Below are 16,416 nucleotides of genomic sequence, written 5' to 3' on the forward strand. Positions count from 1 at the left end.
ACCGATTAACTCTCTGGAATCGCTAATAGCTGCCCTTCCCGAATCACATTAGTGCGAATATTATTGTGCTCTTTAAGCGATTTAAGACTTACCCGATAGAGCTGGGCAATTTCTGACAAGGTCTCGCCTCGACTGATACGATGTTCACGCTTAGCGGCGATTCGAGTGCCATGAGGGGGATTTTCATAGAAATAGCTACGAACGCCGTTTAAAATCGCCGCAGCAAAACGGTGTTGATACTCGCTACTACGAAGCTGCTGCGCCTCTGCCGGATTGGAGATAAACGCCGTCTCTACTAACAAAGAGGGCATATCAGGAGAGCGCAACACTCGAAAATTGGCCTGCTCAACCCGCTTTTTATGGAGCCGATTCACCGAACCTATCTGTTTTAGTACCTGCTGTGCCACCTGATTGCTAAACTCAATTGAGGCAGTCTGGGTCAGATCGAGCAGCACCGAGGCCAACATATCGTCTGTATCCTCCAGCTTGACACCGCCTATTAGATCTGAGGCATTCTCCTTCTGAGCTAATAGCCGCGCATGCTCACTTGTCGCACCGCGCTGCGACAGAGTATAGACCGAAGAGCCATAGGCACGAGCGTCAGCAAAGGCATCGGCATGGATGGAGATAAACAGATCAGCCTTCTGTTTACGGGCGATTTGGGGTCGTTTAGTTAACGGAATAAAGTAGTCGCCATCACGAATCAAAAAACCGCGCATCCCACTCTCTTTATCGATAAGCGCTTTAAGTTTACGGGCAATCGAAAGGACGACATCCTTCTCTCTCAATTTGCCATCTTGGCTAATAGCACCAGGATCCTCCCCCCCGTGGCCAGCATCAATAGCAACCACGACATCGCGCATCCCCTGTTGATAGTGATCAGCCCGCTTAATCGACGCCGACTCCCCTTTCACTACCGAACTACGCTTATCTAGCTCTACCACTAGCCGATGACCGTACTCACCATGCGGTTGTAGCAGATAACTAGCAGGATCGGTTGCATGATCAAGATCGAGCACAATACGAAAGTCGGTACCATGGCGCACCGCACCACGAATTTTGCTAATGGCAGCGACCTGCTGCCGATTCACCGTTTCAAAATCGATACGGCTTTTGACATTAAAAAAATCGATGACTACCCGATCAGGCCGACTTAAGGTAAAGACTTGGTGTTTTACCTCAGCCGAAAGATCGAACACCAGCCGAGTTGAGTCGGGTGAGGGCCAAAGGCGAATATCATTCAGCGTTTGCCCCTGCAAGACTCCCCAACCGCATAGTAAAATCATCCACAAACAGAGGAGACGGCAATTCATGGCACCACTTAATTGAAAATTCAGGTCAAAACGATAGAGCACTGACAACACTAATCGACTCAAGCCCGATCTGTCAAGCACAATTTAAAATTTATTTTTAATTTGCCATCAATGCGTTAGTAATTAAAGTTAACCCATATTCTTAAATACTCTTTGGTAAAGGGCATAAAAAAACCGGCGCGACGCCGGTTTTTTAGAGGTCTCGTAGCCAATGCCAGAGTTATGATAAGGCAGGGAGCGGCTCCGATGCCTCATCGACGACTCTATCCACCAACTCAACATAGGCCATCGGTGCTTTGTCGCCCTGACGGTAACCACACTTTAAAATACGCAAATAGCCACCCGGACGGCCACTATAACGAGGCCCTAGCGTATTGAACAGTTTAGTCACTGCCTCACGATCTCGCAGCCGACTAAACGCTAAACGGCGATTAGCCACACTATCCTCCTTCGCGAGGGTGATAAGCGGTTCGGCGACTCGGCGCAACTCTTTAGCCTTAGGCAGAGTTGTCCGAATTAACTCATGATGAATAAGTGAGTTAGACATATTTTTAAACATAGCCTTACGACTACTGCTATTTCGGTTCAGCTTGCGTCCTGATTGACGGTGTCTCATGGTGATAGTTCCTCAACTGATAACTTAAGCGTTAGCGCTCATTTTTGCTTCAATCTCTGCGGCGATTTGAGCCGGTGGCCAATTTTCTAGTCGCACACCTAGCGAGAGACCTCGGGAAGCAAGCACATCTTTAATCTCTGTCAGCGACTTCTTACCTAGGTTAGGGGTCTTAAGGAGTTCGACCTCAGTACGCTGAATCAGATCGCCAATATAGTAGATATTCTCTGCCTTGAGGCAGTTTGCCGATCTAACCGTTAGCTCTAGATCATCGACAGGTCGAAGCAGAATCGGATCGATATTAGGCTCATCCTCCTGCTGAGGCATCTGCTCACGACTTTGAAGATCGACAAAGAGCGAGAGCTGATCTTGTAAAATCGTTGCCGACTGGCGAATCGCCTCCTCAGCATCAATCGTCCCGTTAGTCTCCACCTCAATAATCAACTTATCAAGATTTGTTCGCTGTTCAACCCGTGCGTTTTCAACGACATAGGCCACTCTAATAACAGGTGAAAATGAAGCATCCAGACGCAAAACTCCGATCGTCGTATTGTCATCGTCAGCGATCGATAACTGCTTAGCAGGGCGATATCCTCGCCCCTTCTCCACCTTAAGAATCATATTTAGCTCACGATCTTTGTTGATGTGGGCAATCACATGATTAGGATTCATAATCTCAACATCATCTGTCAACTGAATATCGGCTGCGGTAACAGTTGCAGGTCCTTTGATATTAAGGTTAAGTGTCTCTTCAAAACGATTATTCAGACGAATAGCCAACCCCTTCAGGTTAAGCAGAATATCGACTGTATCCTCCTGCACACCATCAATAGCAGTATATTCGTGCAGCACACCATCAATCTGAACTTCAGTCACCGCACTGCCTAACATGGAGGAGAGCATAATGCGTCGCAGCGAGTTAGCCAAGGTATGGCCAAAACCGCGCTCTAGGGGTTCAAGAGTGACTTTCGCACAGTTATCGTTTAGTTTACTAACCCCGACGATATTTGGCTTTAGTAGTTCATGGTCAAGAACTGTCATCTAAATAATATATCCCTGCGTTAATTTAAAATTGGTCTATTTGGAGTAGAGTTCGACCACCAGCTGTTCCTGAATGTCAGCCGGCAGATCACTGCGGTCAGGATAGGATTTAAACGAACCACTCAACTTCTTATCATCTAGCTCTAACCACTCAGGAAGCCCGCGCTGAGCCGCCATCTCAACAGCCGATTTTATTCGCAACTGCTCTTTAGCCTTTTCGCTAACAGCGATAACATCTCCCGGAGCGAGTTGATAGGAGGGGATATTAACCTTTTTACCATTAACAGTCAGCGCATTATGGCGCACAATTTGTCGCGCTTCCGTGCGAGAGGCACCAAATCCAAGACGATAAGCGACACTATCGAGCCGCGCTTCAAGCAGCCGTAACAGATTTTCGCCAGTCGAACCCTTTCTACGATCCGCCTCTTTGTAGTAGAGCACAAACTGTTTCTCTAACACACCATAGGTACGGCGCAGCTTCTGCTTTTCACGCAACTGCCGAGCATAGTCGGAGAGGCGGGCACGACGCTGACCGTGCTGACCGGGGGGAAAGGGGCGACTCTCCATCGCACATTTTCCAGTAAAACACTTCTCTCCCTTCAAAAAGAGCTTGCTTCCTTCACGACGGCACTGACGGCACTTTGAACCAATATATCTAGCCACAAACTTCTCCTCTCAACTATACACGGCGTCTTTTTGGGGGACGGCAACCATTATGGGGGATCGGGGTTTTATCAGTAATTTGAGTAATTTTAAACCCCATGTTATTTAAAGCCCGCACAGCCGACTCTCGGCCAGGCCCTGGACCTTTGACCCATACCTCAAGATTTTTCATTCCATAATCTTGGGCCACACTACCCGCCTTTTCGGCGGCTACCTGAGCCGCAAAGGGAGTGCTCTTGCGGGAACCACGAAAACCAGATCCACCGGCAGTTGCCCAGCAGAGCGCATTTCCTTGCCTATCAGAGATAGTGACTATCGTATTGTTGAACGAAGCGTGCACATGGGCAATCCCTTCGAGAACATTGCGCTTAATCTTCTTTTTTTGATTGCGTACATTTTTTGCCATAATAAATTTCCTAAACCGCAGAGTAGTTACTTAATCGGACGACGCGGACCCTTGCGGGTACGGGCGTTAGTTCGGGTACGCTGTCCATTGAGTGGCAGACCACGACGATGGCGCATACCACGATAGCACCCCATATCCATCAACCGTTTGATATTCATGGAGACCTCCCGTCTCAGGTCACCCTCCACATCATATTTGGCAACCTCCGAACGAATCGCCTCTAACTGCTCTTCAGAGAGCTCCTTTATCTTAACTTCAGGTTGAATGCCAGCTGCCCGACAGATATCGCGTGCTCTTGTTGCACCAATTCCATAGACAGATCTTAACGCAATAACAGTATGTTTATTGACTGGTATATTGATGCCAGCGATGCGTGCCATTTCTACTCCACTACAATTTCTTAGTCGGCCAAAAGTGAGCCGATAATTATATTACAAATGCCTAAATGCTGCAATTAGCCTTGGCGCTGCTTGTGGCGAGCGTCGGATGAGCAAATTACCCTAACAGAGCCGTGTCTGCGAATGACTTTACAGTTACGACAAATTTTTTTTACTGAAGCGCGTACTTTCATGATAGTTCTCCAAATTCGATAATAGTGTGTTTAAAGACCAGATCGACCATACCCTTGCAGGTTAGCCTTCTTCATCAACCCTTCGTATTGATGCGACATTAGGTGAGCTTGAATTTGTGCCATAAAGTCCATCACCACCACCACAATAATGAGCAGCGAAGTCCCTCCAAAATAGAATGGCACATTCCAAGAGAGGATTAGAAACTCGGGCAACAGACAGACCGCAGTAATATAGATAGCACCGGCAAGAGTTAACTTGCCCAAAATGGTATCGATATATCGAGCAGTCTGCTCCCCCGGTCGAATACCTGGGATCAGTGCCCCAGAACGCTTAAGGTTATCTGCGGTATCACGCGGGTTAAACATTAACGCGGTATAAAAGAAGCAGAAAAAGATAATAGCTAGCGCATAGAAGAGCACATAGAGTGGCTGTCCGGGTGATAGCGTTGCTGCAATATCTTGTAACCATCCCATCCCCTCAGCACTACCTAACCACCCGCCTAAGGTTGCCGGAAAGAGGATAATGCTAGAGGCAAAAATGGGTGGAATGACCCCAGCCATATTCACTTTTAGAGGCAGATGGCTAGTCTGGGCGGCAAACATCTTTCTACCCTGCTGTCGTTTTGCATAGTGAACTGTAATTCGTCGCTGACCGCGCTCCACAAAGACCACAAACGCAGTTACTAAAGCGGCCAAAGCAAACAGAATCAGCACCATAACGGCATTCATCTCACCGGTACGAGCCAGCTCTAATGTTCCACCAATAGCGGAAGGGAGGCCAGCGACAATTCCAGCAAAGATAATAATGGAGATACCATTACCGATACCCCGCTCGGTCACCTGCTCACCTAGCCACATTAAAAACATCGTGCCGGTAACCAGAGTAATCACGGTAGTTATCCGAAAGCCAAGACCGGGGTCGATCACCACTGGCAGATTTCCCGCCATTTGACTCTCCAGCATCACAGCCACACCAATCGCCTGAAATGTGGCCAAAAACAGCGTGGCATAACGCGTATATTGAGAAATTTTGCGCCGTCCAGCCGCCCCCTCTTTACTTATCTGTTCCAGTTTAGGCGAGACCTTGGTTAGCAACTGCATAATAATGGACGCAGAGATATAGGGCATAATTCCCAAAGCCAACACCGAGAAGCGCTCTAGGGCACCACCGGAAAACATGTTGAACATATCGAGAATTGTCCCCTTCTGCTGCTCAAACAGAATACCCAACGCAACAGGATCGATACCCGGCACAGGGATGTGGGTACCGATACGAAAAACTAGCAGTGCGCCAAGCACAAACAGCAACCGTTGCCGAAGTTCAGTCAACTTCCCCCCCGACAACATACCCGCCATTGCAGATGCAGAACCGGCCATACGGCTTAAATCTCCTCGACGCTGCCGCCGGCAGCCTCAATAGCAGCTTTTGCCCCTTTCGTTACCGCAATCCCACGCACAGTAAGCAAACGGTCACACTCGCCTGAGAGGATAATTTTAGCCCGTTTAATCACTCCAGAGACTAGATTGGCCGATTTTAGGGCCTCCATATCGACCACATCCCCTTCGATTCGGTTCAGTTCGTGCAGTCTAATTTCCGCCGTCACCCGACCGATACGGGAGCTAAAACCGACTTTAGGGAGACGGCGCTGCAGGGGCATCTGCCCCCCCTCAAATCCGACCTTATGAAAGCCACCAGAGCGAGAGTGTTGCCCCTTATGACCTCTGCCAGCAGTCTTACCTAAACCGGAACCGATACCACGGCCAACCCGTTTTTTGGCGCTTTTGCTGCCGTCAGCAGGTGAGAGTCTATTTAAGTACATCTTAATCCTCTACCACTTGAACCATGTAGGAAACTTTATCTATCATACCGCGATTTGCCGGCGTATCGATAACCTCGACCACCTGATGCATACGCCGCAACCCCAACCCTGAGACACACGCCTTATGGTTAGGAAGCCGCCCGTGCACACTACGCACCAGTTTAATCTTGACCGTTTTTGTCTGACTCATCACGCTTATCCTGTAATCTCTTCCAAAGTCTTGCCGCGCTTTGCCGCCACCTCTTCAGGTGAGTTCATCTCTGACAACCCTTTAACCGTAGCTCGCACCACATTAATGGAGTTATTACTACCGATAATTTTCGCCAAAATATTATGCACACCAACCACCTCAAGCACAGCACGCATCGCACCACCGGCAATGATTCCAGTACCTTCCGAGGCCGGCTGCATATAGACTTTAGCTGCTCCATGGCGAGCTGTAATCGGGTAGTGGATCGTACCGGTATCAGTCAAAGGGACAGAGAACATATTTTTTCGCGCACTCTCCATCGCCTTAGCTATCGCAACCGGTACCTCTTTTGATTTACCCGTCCCAAAACCGACCCGCCCTTTACCATCACCAACGACGGTCAGCGCAGAAAACCCGAACTGCCGACCACCTTTAACCACTTTAGCGACTCGGTTGACGCCAATTAACTTCTCAATATAGCCGTCAGTTGCTTCTGGAGTCTCATTTGTTGACATATCACTTACCCTTAACCGTTAAAATTCCAGTCCATGCTCTCTAGCTGCATCAGCCAACGCCTTTACCCGCCCGTGGTATTGAAATCCAGAGCGATCAAAAGCGACTCGACTGATACCCGCCGCTCTAGCTCTCTCTGCAATCGCCTTGCCCACTAACTTCGCAGCTTCAATATTACCCGTCTTATCGCAACTTGATTTTACCTCACCCATCACTGTAGAGGCCGCAGCCATGACCTGATCGCCATTAGCAGAGGTCACTTGAGCATAGATATGGCGCGGAGTACGGTTGACAGATAACCGATGGATGCCCTGTTTACGAATCTTTGCCCGCCCTTTAGTTGCGCGGCGAACTCTAGCCTGTTTCTTGTCATTCATCTGCTTACCCTACTTCTTTTTCGCTTCTTTACGAATAATATGCTCACCAGAATAACGAATACCCTTACCTTTATAGGGTTCGGGTGGCCGATATGAGCGAATATTAGCGGCAACCTGACCTACCTGCTGTTTATCGATCCCCTTAATCACGACTTCAGTCTGCGAAGGGGTCTCGATCGATATTCCAGCAGGCACGGCAAATTCGACTGGGTGAGAGAACCCGAGCGCGAGATTGAGCGTGGTACCGGCAGATTGGGCGCGATAGCCTACTCCGATAAGCTCTAGCTTCTTCTCAAAGCCGCTAGTCACCCCTTGAATCATATTGGTCAATAGCGATCGCATGGTACCGACCATAGCGATAGCATCATTAGCACCTTCGGCCGGCGCAAAGTGGACTTCGCTCTCAGCGATGTGGGTCGCAACGGTGGCATGAATGGCTTGATTCAACTCACCTTTACTCCCTTTAACGCTTAGGACGCTGTTCTCAATTGAAATAGTTACTCCGGCCGGAATGGCGACCGGCTTCATAGCTCGCGACATTATGCTCTCCTCTGCTAATAGACGGTACAGATCACTTCGCCACCGTAACCACGGCTGCGGGCAGCGCGGTCTGTCATCAACCCTTGAGAGGTTGAAATCACCGCAATACCCAATCCGCCGCGTACGCTAGGGAGATCGTTTCTCGATTTATAGACCCGCCGACTCGGTTTGCTCACCCGGTGAATCTCTTCGATTACCGGCTTACCCTGATAGTAGCGCAAGGAGAGCTTTAGTGTCGGCTTACCATCGATATCCTGAACTGAAAAGTCATCAATATAGCCCTCAGATTTGAGTAGATCTGCGACAGCCTTTTTCAGTTTAGATGCAGGCATTGCCACCTCCATCTTGCTTGCAGAGAGACCGTTTCGAATTCGGGTCAACATATCTGCAATGGGATCAGTCATGCTCATGCCGATTTAGTCCTTAAAATATAATAGTTTGATAAAAATAGAATTTACCAGCTTGCCTTGCGCAAGCCAGGCACATCGCCGCGCATCATCGCCTCGCGCAGCTTGTTGCGTGACAGGCCAAACTTTCTAAAATAGCCGTTTGGCCGACCGGTAACACCACAACGATTTCGTTGTCTCACTGGACTAGAGTCACGAGGCAGCTTTTGCAGCGTAATTTGCAAAGCCTCCCGCTCCTCAAAAGAGAGCTCAGTTGAGCTTAGCTGCTCTTTAATAGCGTGACGCCTAGCCGCATACTTAGCTACCAATTTAGTGCGTTTCAATTCACGCTGAATCATAGAGAGTTTTGCCATGATCGTCTATCCTCGCATTGGAAAGTTAAAGGCACGCAGCAGAGCACGACCCTCTTCATCATTTTTTGCAGTAGTCGTAATGGTAATATCGAGACCACGCAACTTGTCGATCTTGTCATAGTCAATCTCGGGGAAGATAATCTGCTCCTTGACGCCCATGCTGTAGTTACCGCGACCATCAAACGATTTCGGGCTAAGACCACGAAAATCACGAATTCTCGGAATAGCAATTGAGATCAAGCGGTCTAGAAACTCATACATCCGCTCACGACGCATGGTGACTTTACACCCAATCGGCCACCCTTCACGGATTTTAAAACCGGCAACCGACTTACGCGCGTTGGTAACAATCGGCTTCTGCCCCGATATTTTAGTCATATCTTCAACCGCATGAGTAATGACTTTTTTATCCGCAGCAGCCTCACCAACGCCCATGTTTAGGGTAATCTTGGTAATTCTAGGAATAGACATCACATTGTCAATTCCCAACTCCTGCTTTAGCTTTGGAATCACACTCTCTTTATAGAACTCTTCTAGTCTTGTCACAACAACACCCTAAATTTATGGTTTATGCGTCAATAGTGGCACCGCTCGATTTATAGATTCGAACTTTTTTGCCATCATCACCAATTTTGAATCCTACCCGATCCGCTTTACCGGTCTCTCGATTTAGAATTGCTAAATTCGAGATATGAATCGGAGCCTCCATATCGATAATGCCCCCTGACATACCGGCATTAGGATTTGCCTTTTGATGTTTTTTCACTCGGTTGACATTGTCAACAATAGCGCGATCATTATCGAGAATACGCGAAATAGTGCTCTTCTCTCCCTTATCACGCCCGGCAATTACGACCACATCGTCGCCTTTTTTTAACTTTCGCATAACAAATTACTATCCAGTTAGATTACAGAACTTCAGGAGCTAGCGAGATGATCTTCATAAATTTCTCACTGCGTAACTCGCGGGTAACCGGACCAAAAATACGGGTACCGATAGGCTGATGCTGATTATTCAGAATCACTGCCGCATTGCCATCAAAGCGGATAAGAGAACCATCTCCGCGACGAACCCCTTTGCGTGTTCTGACAACAACCGCATTATAGACATCGCCCTTCTTGACCTTGCCACGAGGAATCGCCTCTTTCACGCTCACTTTGATGATATCGCCAATCCCGGCATAACGACGATGCGAGCCGCCCAGCACCTTTATGCACTGCACTACCCTAGCACCGCTGTTATCGGCCACACTTAGCCGAGTCTGCATCTGAATCATGGTTCTATCTCCTCAAAACAAAAAATAAGCGCCCTGCTGACAAGGGCGCAAGATAATATCACTAAATAGCACAAATCCCAAGCACTATTTACTTGGGAACTCTCCCCCTAGTTCAGGGGGTAGATATTAAATAACCAGCGGCTTAACTAGCTCGTTCGACCACATCAACTAAACGCCAGCTCTTACTTTTAGAGATAGGACGACACTCCTGAATGGTCACAATATCTCCCATATTGCAGATATTATCCTGATCATGAGCGTGTAATTTAGTAGAACGACGGATAAACTTGCCGTACAAAGGATGCTTGACTTTGCGCTCAATGAGCACCGTAATCGTGCGATCCATTTTATTGCTGATGACTTTACCTGTCACTGTGCGGATATTGCCTTGTGTCTCACTCATTTGGACTTCTCATTTAATACAGTTTTAATTCTTGCAATGGAACGACGAATCTCGCTAAAACGATGCACCTGCTTTAGCTGACCTACCCCACGCTGCATACGCAAATTAAACTGCTCCCGCAACAGGGATTTAATCTCATCGTTTAATTCATCAATATTTTTAGTTCGTAACTCTGCTGCTTTCATCACAATATCGTCCGATTCACAAAGGTTGTACTCACAGGCAATTTTGCCGCCGCTAGGCGGAACGCTTCACGAGCCACCTCTTCAGCTACCCCCTCCATCTCATAAAGCATTCGCCCCGGCTGGATCTGCGCTACCCAATACTCAACGCTACCTTTACCCTTACCCTGCCGCACTTCAAGCGGCTTTTCGGTAATCGGCTTGTCGGGAAAAATGCGAATCCAGATCTTCCCCCCCCGCTTAATATAGCGGGTCATAGCACGACGAGCAGACTCAATTTGGCGTGAGGTAATCTGGCCGCGAGCTGTCGCTTTTAGACCAAACTCACCAAAGCTAACCTTATTGCCGCTCTGGGCTAAACCACGATTACGCCCCTTCTGCTGTTTACGAAATTTAGTTCGTTTTGGTTGTAACATCACTCAACTCCTTAACCCGCTTTGGCCGCTTCCGCAGCCTGGGCAACACCATCCTGATGAAAGACTTCGCCTTTAAAAATCCAGACCTTGACACCGATAATGCCGTAGGTAGTCTTCGCTTCGGCCACACCATAATCGATATCGGCACGCAGGGTATGTAGGGGAACTCGACCCTCACGATACCACTCGTTGCGGGCAATTTCTGCACCATTTAGACGGCCACCGACATTAATTTTAACCCCTTCAGCACCTAAGCGAATGGCGTTACTGACGGCTCGTTTCATCGCTCGACGAAACATCACCCGCTTCTCTAACTGCTGGGCAATATTCTCTGCAACTAAGGTCGCATCAAGCTCCGGCTTGCGAACCTCTTCAATATTGATGTGTACCGGAATACCCATCATTTTCGCCACAGCGCTGCGCAGCCGCTCAATATCTTCCCCTTTTTTACCAATAACCAACCCCGGACGAGCGGTATAGATGGTGATTTTGGCGTTTCGTGCTGGGCGTTCGATTAAGACTCGACTTACCGATGCCTGTGATAGCTCCTTACGGAGATAATCACGCACTTGAAGATCATTGTTCAGTAGGCGCGGAAATTGCTTGCTATCGGCATACCACTTTGAACTCCAGTCCTTGACAATACCGAGACGAATGCCAGTTGGATGTACTTTTTGTCCCATTCAATTACTCCTAACTCTGCTCTGTCACTTCAATAGTGACATGACTGGTGCGTTTGATAATGCGATTACCACGACCTTTAGCCCGAGCTCGCATCCGTTTCAGTACCGGCCCCTGATCTACCGCGATACGGCTAATCATTAACTCATCAATATCGGCACCATCATTCTGTTCCGCATTAGCAACAGCCGACTCAAGCAGCTTCTTAATCAACACAGCCGCCTTTTTATTGCTAAATGTCAGCACATCAAGCGCCTTCTCAACATGCAATCCCCGCACCTGATCGGCAACTAAGCGACACTTTTGCGGCGAAATGCGTGCATAACTCAACTTTGCAGTCGTACCCATCATCTATTTACCTCTTTTTCGCCTTTTTATCGGCAGCGTGTCCCCGGTAGGTTCGAGTTGGGGCGAACTCACCTAACTTGTGGCCAATCATATTCTCATTGATTAATACCGGCACATGTTGACGCCCATTATGGACGGCCAGTGTTAGCCCTACCATATCGGGAATAATCATTGAACGGCGTGACCAAGTTTTAACTGGACGACGGTTATTGCTCTCTACAGCTTCTTTCACCTTCTTTAATAGATGGTGATCGACAAATGGTCCTTTTTTTACGGATCGTGGCATCTTCTACTACCCTGCTCTATTTCGACTTACGGCGTCTGACAATCAGATGGTCAGTACGCTTGTTTTTGCGTGTTTTATACCCCTTAGTAGGCACACCCCATGGCGTCACTGGATGACGACCACCGGAAGTTCTACCTTCACCCCCTCCGTGAGGGTGATCGACTGGGTTCATCGCCACTCCACGCACAGTAGGACGGATACCTTTCCAGCGTTTGGCTCCCGCCTTGCCTAGTTTTTTCAAACTATGCTCACTATTAGCCACTTCACCTAAGGTTGCACGACACTCAACGGGCACTTTGCGCATCTCACCTGATCGGAGTCTCAGTGTAGCGTGAGCACCATCGCGAGCCACAAACTGTATTGCAGCACCGGCGCTACGGCCTAACTGCGCCCCTTTACCCGGCTTCATCTCGACGCAGTGGATAATAGAACCCACCGGAATATTACGTAGCTGCAAGGTGTTACCACTTTTGATAGGGGCATCCACCCCAGAGACAATTTCAGTTCCCACAATAACCCCCTTAGGGGCGATAATGTAACGCCGTTCGCCATCAAGATACTTAATGAGCGCGATATGGGCGCTACGATTTGGATCGTACTCTAGCCGCTCGACAACACCCAAAACGCCATCCTTATCGCGTTTAAAATCGACTATGCGATAGTGCTGTTTGTGACCACCACCACGGTGACGAACGGTAATACGACCATTATTATTACGACCGCCAGAACGGCTTTTGCTGCTGACCAGAGGGGCATAGGGAGCCCCTTTATGCAGCTCGTTTTTAGCCGAGCGAACAACAAAACGACGCCCAGCGGAGGTCGGTTTAGATTTTACTACTGCCATAACTTCAATCCTCTGCCTACTCTACCGCGCTGGAAAACTCAATTTCCTGTCCGGCTTCAAGGCGAACATACGCTTTGCGAATATCGCTGCGCTTGCCATAGCGCGTACCCATGCGCTTGGTCTTCCCCTTGATATTAACCACACTCACCTTCGCCACCTGCACATTAAACATCAGCTCGACCGCCTGTTTAATCTCTACTTTAGTCGCATTGCGAACCACTTTGAAGGTGTACTGATTACCCGAGTCGGCCACCAACATACTCTTTTCGGTAATATGGGGTGCCAACAAAACCTGCATTAATCGCTGCTCTCTCATGCCAACTTCTCCTCAATCGCCTTAACAGCTGCTGTTGTCATCACCACCTGCTCATAACCGACCAGATCGACCGGATTAACGGCAACGGTATCGCAAACAGCGATATGGGGCAGATTGCGCGCCGAGAGGTAGAGGTTAGGAGAGACTTCGTGATTGACGATGAGCGCAAGGCTTAAATTTAGGCCAGCTATCTGCTCTAACAGCAGCTTGGTCTTCGGCTCAGCTAGGTTGATATCCTCTACCACAATCAAGCGCTCTTGACGCACCAGTTCCGACAGAATGGAACACATAGCAGCGCGGTACATTTTACGATTAACCTTTTGGCTATGGTCGCGATTTGTCGCAGCAAATGTCTTGCCGCCCCCACGCCAAATGGGACTACGAATAGTCCCCGAACGGGCACGTCCTGTCCCTTTTTGACGCCAAGGTTTACTACCACCGCCACTCACCGCTGAACGGTTTTTTTGCGCCTTAGTTCCCTGTCTAGCCCCCGCAAGATAGGCCGTTACAACCTGATGGATTAGGGGTTCATTAAAGTCGCGTTCAAAAACAGCCGCCGACAGCTCCACCATCGCTGCACTGGTACCATCTAGGGATTTTAACTCTATCTGCATCTTCTATCCTCCCTATTTAGCCTTTAATGCCGGCGTAATGACGACATTCGAACCAGCATGTCCGGGAACAGCTCCCTTAATCAAGAGTAGATTTCGTTCGCTATCGACTCTAACCAACTCTAGATTTTGCACGGTACGCCGCGCATTTCCCATGTGGCCAGCCATCTTTTTACCCTTGAAGACCCGTCCTGGAGTCTGCGCCTGACCGATAGAACCCGGGGCGCGGTGGGAGAGCGAGTTACCATGCGAAGCGTCTTGAGTACGGAAATTGTGGCGCTTAATGACACCGGCAAACCCTTTACCGATAGTGGTGCCGCGTACATCAACTTTAGCCACATCGTTAAAACGGCTAACAGTAATTTCACTGCCTAGCTCAAAACTTTCGAGCTCCGACTCTGTGGTACGAAACTCCCACAAACCGACGCCAGGCTCAACATTAGCCTTAGCAAAGTGGCCCGCTTCGGGCTTATTGACCCGACTCTGCTTCTTATTGCCAATCGTCACCTGAATGGCACAATAGCCATCCGTTACCATATTTTTTAGCTGTGTCACCCGATTAGGATCGACTTCAATAACAGTCACTGGCACAGAGACCCCCTCTTCAGTAAAGATACGGGTCATGCCGCACTTGCGACCGACTACACCTATAGTCATAACTGTAATACCCTTATTAGACTTTGCAGCGCCGGTTACGATTGACCGGCGCTCAACAATTAAAAAGTTAGTTTAGTTTAATTTGGACATCAACACCGGCAGCAAGATCGAGCTTCATCAGAGCATCAACTGTCTTGTCGGTCGGGTCGATAATATCCATCAGCCGCTTATGCGTACGCAGCTCATATTGATCTCGCGCATCTTTATTGACATGCGGTGAAATTAGGACAGTAAAACGCTCCTTTTTAGTCGGCAGCGGCACTGGCCCTTTGACATGAGCGCCGGTCCGTTTTGCTGTCTCGACGATTTCACGCGCGGACTGATCAATAAGTCGATGATCAAACGACTTTAAGCGAATACGAATCTGTTGGTTAGTCATGGTCCTTTTACTCTATAATTTTCGAAACAACCCCAGCACCGACGGTACGGCCACCTTCGCGAATCGCAAAGCGTAGCCCCTCCTCCATCGCGATTGGGGCGATGAGACTAACCGTCAGGCCGACATTATCCCCCGGCATCACCATCTCGACCCCTTCAGGTAGGTCGCAGGCACCGGTCACATCGGTCGTACGGAAGTAGAACTGCGGACGATAGCCGTTAAAGAATGGGGTGTGTCGTCCCCCCTCCTCTTTGCTTAACACATAGACTTCCGCTTCAAATTTGGTGTGTGGAGTAATGCTCCCCGGTTTAGCTAGCACCTGACCCCGCTCGACATCCTCCCGCTTAGTTCCACGCAGCAGCACCCCAACATTATCCCCCGCCTGACCCTGATCGAGCAGTTTGCGGAACATCTCCACCCCGGTGACGGTGGTTTTGGTGGTGTCACGAATACCGACAATCGCCACCTCTTCACCCACTTTGATAATGCCGCGCTCAATCCGGCCGGTGACCACGGTACCGCGACCAGAGATCGAGAAGACATCCTCAATCGGCATAATGAACGCCCCATCAACGGCCCGCTCCGGTTCAGGGATGTAGTCATCCATTGCTGCAACTAGCTTTTCGATCGAGGGAATACCAATTTCAGAGGTATCCCCTTCAAGAGCTTTTAGGGCCGAGCCGGTGACAATCGGGGTATCATCCCCAGGAAACTCGTAGCTATCAAGTAGCTCGCGAATCTCCATCTCAACTAGCTCTAATAGCTCGGCGTCATCGACCTGGTCGGCTTTGTTCATATAGACCAAGATGTAGGGCACACCAACTTGGCGTGAGAGCAGGATATGCTCACGGGTCTGTGGCATCGGGCCATCAGCGGCCGATACCACTAGAATCGCTCCATCCATCTGTGCCGCACCGGTAATCATGTTCTTGACATAGTCGGCGTGCCCCGGGCAGTCAACGTGCGCGTAGTGACGCGCCTCTGACTGATACTCCACATGGGCGGTGGCAATCGTGATACCGCGAGCACGCTCTTCTGGTGCGCTATCGATATTGGCGTAGTCTTTGAATTCGCCGCCGAACTTCTCCGACATCACCTTGGTAATCGCTGCTGTCAGCGTCGTTTTACCGTGGTCAACATGGCCAATAGTACCCACATTGACATGGGGTTTGGTTCTTTCAAACTTTTCCTTAGACATCTTTCATCAAA

30 protein-coding genes are annotated in these 16,416 nt (G+C 49.1%); all 30 read right to left on the reverse strand.

Going from position 1 to position 16,416, the window contains the following annotated elements; all coding sequences use genetic code 11:
• Nucleotides 1–5: 5 nt before the first annotated feature.
• The 30 genes from D5085_05190 to tuf all read right to left on the reverse strand — a co-directional run bounded on the left by D5085_05190 (nt 6) and on the right by tuf (nt 16,405).
• Nucleotides 6–1,313 (reverse strand): AMIN domain-containing protein, encoded by a 1,308-nt coding sequence (locus D5085_05190; GenBank protein ID QEP45061.1) that lies wholly within the window; start codon nt 1,311–1,313, stop codon nt 6–8.
• 220 nt (nt 1,314–1,533) lie between these two features.
• On the reverse strand, nt 1,534–1,929 hold the full coding sequence (locus D5085_05195) for a 50S ribosomal protein L17 (protein ID QEP42581.1): 396 nt from the start codon (nt 1,927–1,929) through the stop codon (nt 1,534–1,536).
• A gap of 24 nt (nt 1,930–1,953) precedes the next feature.
• Nucleotides 1,954–2,967, reverse strand: coding sequence for a DNA-directed RNA polymerase subunit alpha (locus D5085_05200; protein ID QEP42582.1), 1,014 nt, complete (start codon nt 2,965–2,967; stop codon nt 1,954–1,956).
• A 36-nt stretch (nt 2,968–3,003) separates the two neighbouring features.
• Nucleotides 3,004–3,630, reverse strand: coding sequence for a 30S ribosomal protein S4 (locus D5085_05205; protein ID QEP42583.1), 627 nt, complete (start codon nt 3,628–3,630; stop codon nt 3,004–3,006).
• Nucleotides 3,631–3,646: 16 nt separating this feature from the next.
• Nucleotides 3,647–4,036: a 30S ribosomal protein S11 gene (locus D5085_05210; GenBank protein QEP42584.1), complete on the reverse strand. Its 390-nt coding sequence runs from the start codon at nt 4,034–4,036 to the stop codon at nt 3,647–3,649.
• A gap of 26 nt (nt 4,037–4,062) precedes the next feature.
• On the reverse strand, nt 4,063–4,416 hold the full coding sequence (locus D5085_05215; GenBank protein QEP42585.1) for a 30S ribosomal protein S13: 354 nt from the start codon (nt 4,414–4,416) through the stop codon (nt 4,063–4,065).
• A 74-nt stretch (nt 4,417–4,490) separates the two neighbouring features.
• Nucleotides 4,491–4,607, reverse strand: coding sequence for a 50S ribosomal protein L36 (locus D5085_05220; GenBank protein ID QEP42586.1), 117 nt, complete (start codon nt 4,605–4,607; stop codon nt 4,491–4,493).
• A gap of 30 nt (nt 4,608–4,637) precedes the next feature.
• Entirely contained in the window at nt 4,638–5,963 is a 1,326-nt protein-coding gene (secY, locus tag D5085_05225; protein QEP42587.1) for a preprotein translocase subunit SecY, read from the reverse strand.
• A 26-nt stretch (nt 5,964–5,989) separates the two neighbouring features.
• Entirely contained in the window at nt 5,990–6,427 is a 438-nt protein-coding gene (locus tag D5085_05230; protein QEP42588.1) for a 50S ribosomal protein L15, read from the reverse strand.
• A gap of 1 nt (nt 6,428) precedes the next feature.
• Nucleotides 6,429–6,617: a 50S ribosomal protein L30 gene (locus tag D5085_05235; GenBank protein QEP45062.1), complete on the reverse strand. Its 189-nt coding sequence runs from the start codon at nt 6,615–6,617 to the stop codon at nt 6,429–6,431.
• Between the two features lie 5 nt (nt 6,618–6,622).
• A complete protein-coding gene (locus tag D5085_05240) occupies nt 6,623–7,132 on the reverse strand; it encodes a 30S ribosomal protein S5 (GenBank protein ID QEP42589.1) in 510 nt (169 codons plus the stop codon).
• Between the two features lie 18 nt (nt 7,133–7,150).
• Complete coding sequence (locus tag D5085_05245) at nt 7,151–7,507, reverse strand: 50S ribosomal protein L18 (GenBank protein QEP42590.1); 357 nt, start codon at nt 7,505–7,507, stop codon at nt 7,151–7,153.
• Nucleotides 7,508–7,516: 9 nt separating this feature from the next.
• Nucleotides 7,517–8,047 (reverse strand): 50S ribosomal protein L6, encoded by a 531-nt coding sequence (locus tag D5085_05250; protein ID QEP42591.1) that lies wholly within the window; start codon nt 8,045–8,047, stop codon nt 7,517–7,519.
• 14 nt (nt 8,048–8,061) lie between these two features.
• Nucleotides 8,062–8,457, reverse strand: a complete 396-nt coding sequence (locus tag D5085_05255; protein ID QEP42592.1) for a 30S ribosomal protein S8 — start codon at nt 8,455–8,457, stop codon at nt 8,062–8,064.
• A gap of 44 nt (nt 8,458–8,501) precedes the next feature.
• A complete protein-coding gene (locus D5085_05260) occupies nt 8,502–8,807 on the reverse strand; it encodes a 30S ribosomal protein S14 (GenBank protein QEP42593.1) in 306 nt (101 codons plus the stop codon).
• 6 nt (nt 8,808–8,813) lie between these two features.
• Nucleotides 8,814–9,353, reverse strand: a complete 540-nt coding sequence (locus tag D5085_05265) for a 50S ribosomal protein L5 (protein QEP42594.1) — start codon at nt 9,351–9,353, stop codon at nt 8,814–8,816.
• 22 nt (nt 9,354–9,375) lie between these two features.
• Entirely contained in the window at nt 9,376–9,693 is a 318-nt protein-coding gene (locus tag D5085_05270) for a 50S ribosomal protein L24 (GenBank protein ID QEP42595.1), read from the reverse strand.
• Nucleotides 9,694–9,715: 22 nt separating this feature from the next.
• Nucleotides 9,716–10,084 carry a 50S ribosomal protein L14 gene (locus tag D5085_05275; GenBank protein ID QEP42596.1) on the reverse strand — a complete coding sequence of 123 codons (369 nt, stop codon included), beginning with the start codon at nt 10,082–10,084 and terminating at the stop codon, nt 9,716–9,718.
• Between the two features lie 142 nt (nt 10,085–10,226).
• A complete protein-coding gene (gene rpsQ / locus D5085_05280) occupies nt 10,227–10,487 on the reverse strand; it encodes a 30S ribosomal protein S17 (GenBank protein ID QEP42597.1) in 261 nt (86 codons plus the stop codon).
• The gene (locus D5085_05285; GenBank protein QEP42598.1) at nt 10,484–10,672 is read right to left on the reverse strand and encodes a 50S ribosomal protein L29; all 189 of its coding nucleotides are present in this window, start codon (nt 10,670–10,672) and stop codon (nt 10,484–10,486) included. The genes rpsQ and D5085_05285 overlap by 4 nt, the downstream gene beginning before the upstream one ends.
• Nucleotides 10,672–11,085: a 50S ribosomal protein L16 gene (locus D5085_05290; GenBank protein ID QEP42599.1), complete on the reverse strand. Its 414-nt coding sequence runs from the start codon at nt 11,083–11,085 to the stop codon at nt 10,672–10,674. Before D5085_05290 ends, D5085_05285 begins: the two co-directional genes overlap by 1 nt.
• An 11-nt stretch (nt 11,086–11,096) precedes the next feature.
• Nucleotides 11,097–11,768: a 30S ribosomal protein S3 gene (locus D5085_05295; protein QEP42600.1), complete on the reverse strand. Its 672-nt coding sequence runs from the start codon at nt 11,766–11,768 to the stop codon at nt 11,097–11,099.
• Nucleotides 11,769–11,778: 10 nt separating this feature from the next.
• Complete coding sequence (locus D5085_05300; protein ID QEP45063.1) at nt 11,779–12,114, reverse strand: 50S ribosomal protein L22; 336 nt, start codon at nt 12,112–12,114, stop codon at nt 11,779–11,781.
• A 7-nt stretch (nt 12,115–12,121) separates the two neighbouring features.
• Nucleotides 12,122–12,400, reverse strand: a complete 279-nt coding sequence (locus D5085_05305; GenBank protein QEP42601.1) for a 30S ribosomal protein S19 — start codon at nt 12,398–12,400, stop codon at nt 12,122–12,124.
• A gap of 16 nt (nt 12,401–12,416) precedes the next feature.
• On the reverse strand, nt 12,417–13,244 hold the full coding sequence (locus tag D5085_05310; protein ID QEP42602.1) for a 50S ribosomal protein L2: 828 nt from the start codon (nt 13,242–13,244) through the stop codon (nt 12,417–12,419).
• Between the two features lie 16 nt (nt 13,245–13,260).
• Nucleotides 13,261–13,560, reverse strand: coding sequence for a 50S ribosomal protein L23 (locus D5085_05315; protein QEP42603.1), 300 nt, complete (start codon nt 13,558–13,560; stop codon nt 13,261–13,263).
• Nucleotides 13,557–14,174 (reverse strand): 50S ribosomal protein L4, encoded by a 618-nt coding sequence (locus D5085_05320; GenBank protein QEP42604.1) that lies wholly within the window; start codon nt 14,172–14,174, stop codon nt 13,557–13,559. The genes D5085_05315 and D5085_05320 overlap by 4 nt, the downstream gene beginning before the upstream one ends.
• 12 nt (nt 14,175–14,186) lie before the next feature.
• On the reverse strand, nt 14,187–14,828 hold the full coding sequence (locus D5085_05325; protein ID QEP42605.1) for a 50S ribosomal protein L3: 642 nt from the start codon (nt 14,826–14,828) through the stop codon (nt 14,187–14,189).
• Between the two features lie 67 nt (nt 14,829–14,895).
• Nucleotides 14,896–15,207, reverse strand: a complete 312-nt coding sequence (locus D5085_05330) for a 30S ribosomal protein S10 (protein QEP42606.1) — start codon at nt 15,205–15,207, stop codon at nt 14,896–14,898.
• Nucleotides 15,208–15,214: 7 nt separating this feature from the next.
• On the reverse strand, nt 15,215–16,405 hold the full coding sequence (tuf, locus tag D5085_05335; protein ID QEP42607.1) for an elongation factor Tu: 1,191 nt from the start codon (nt 16,403–16,405) through the stop codon (nt 15,215–15,217).
• Nucleotides 16,406–16,416 lie beyond the last annotated feature (11 nt).

It is taken from the genome of Ectothiorhodospiraceae bacterium BW-2 (genome assembly GCA_008375315.1).
Lineage (GTDB): Bacteria > Pseudomonadota > Gammaproteobacteria > Thiohalomonadales > Thiohalomonadaceae > BW-2.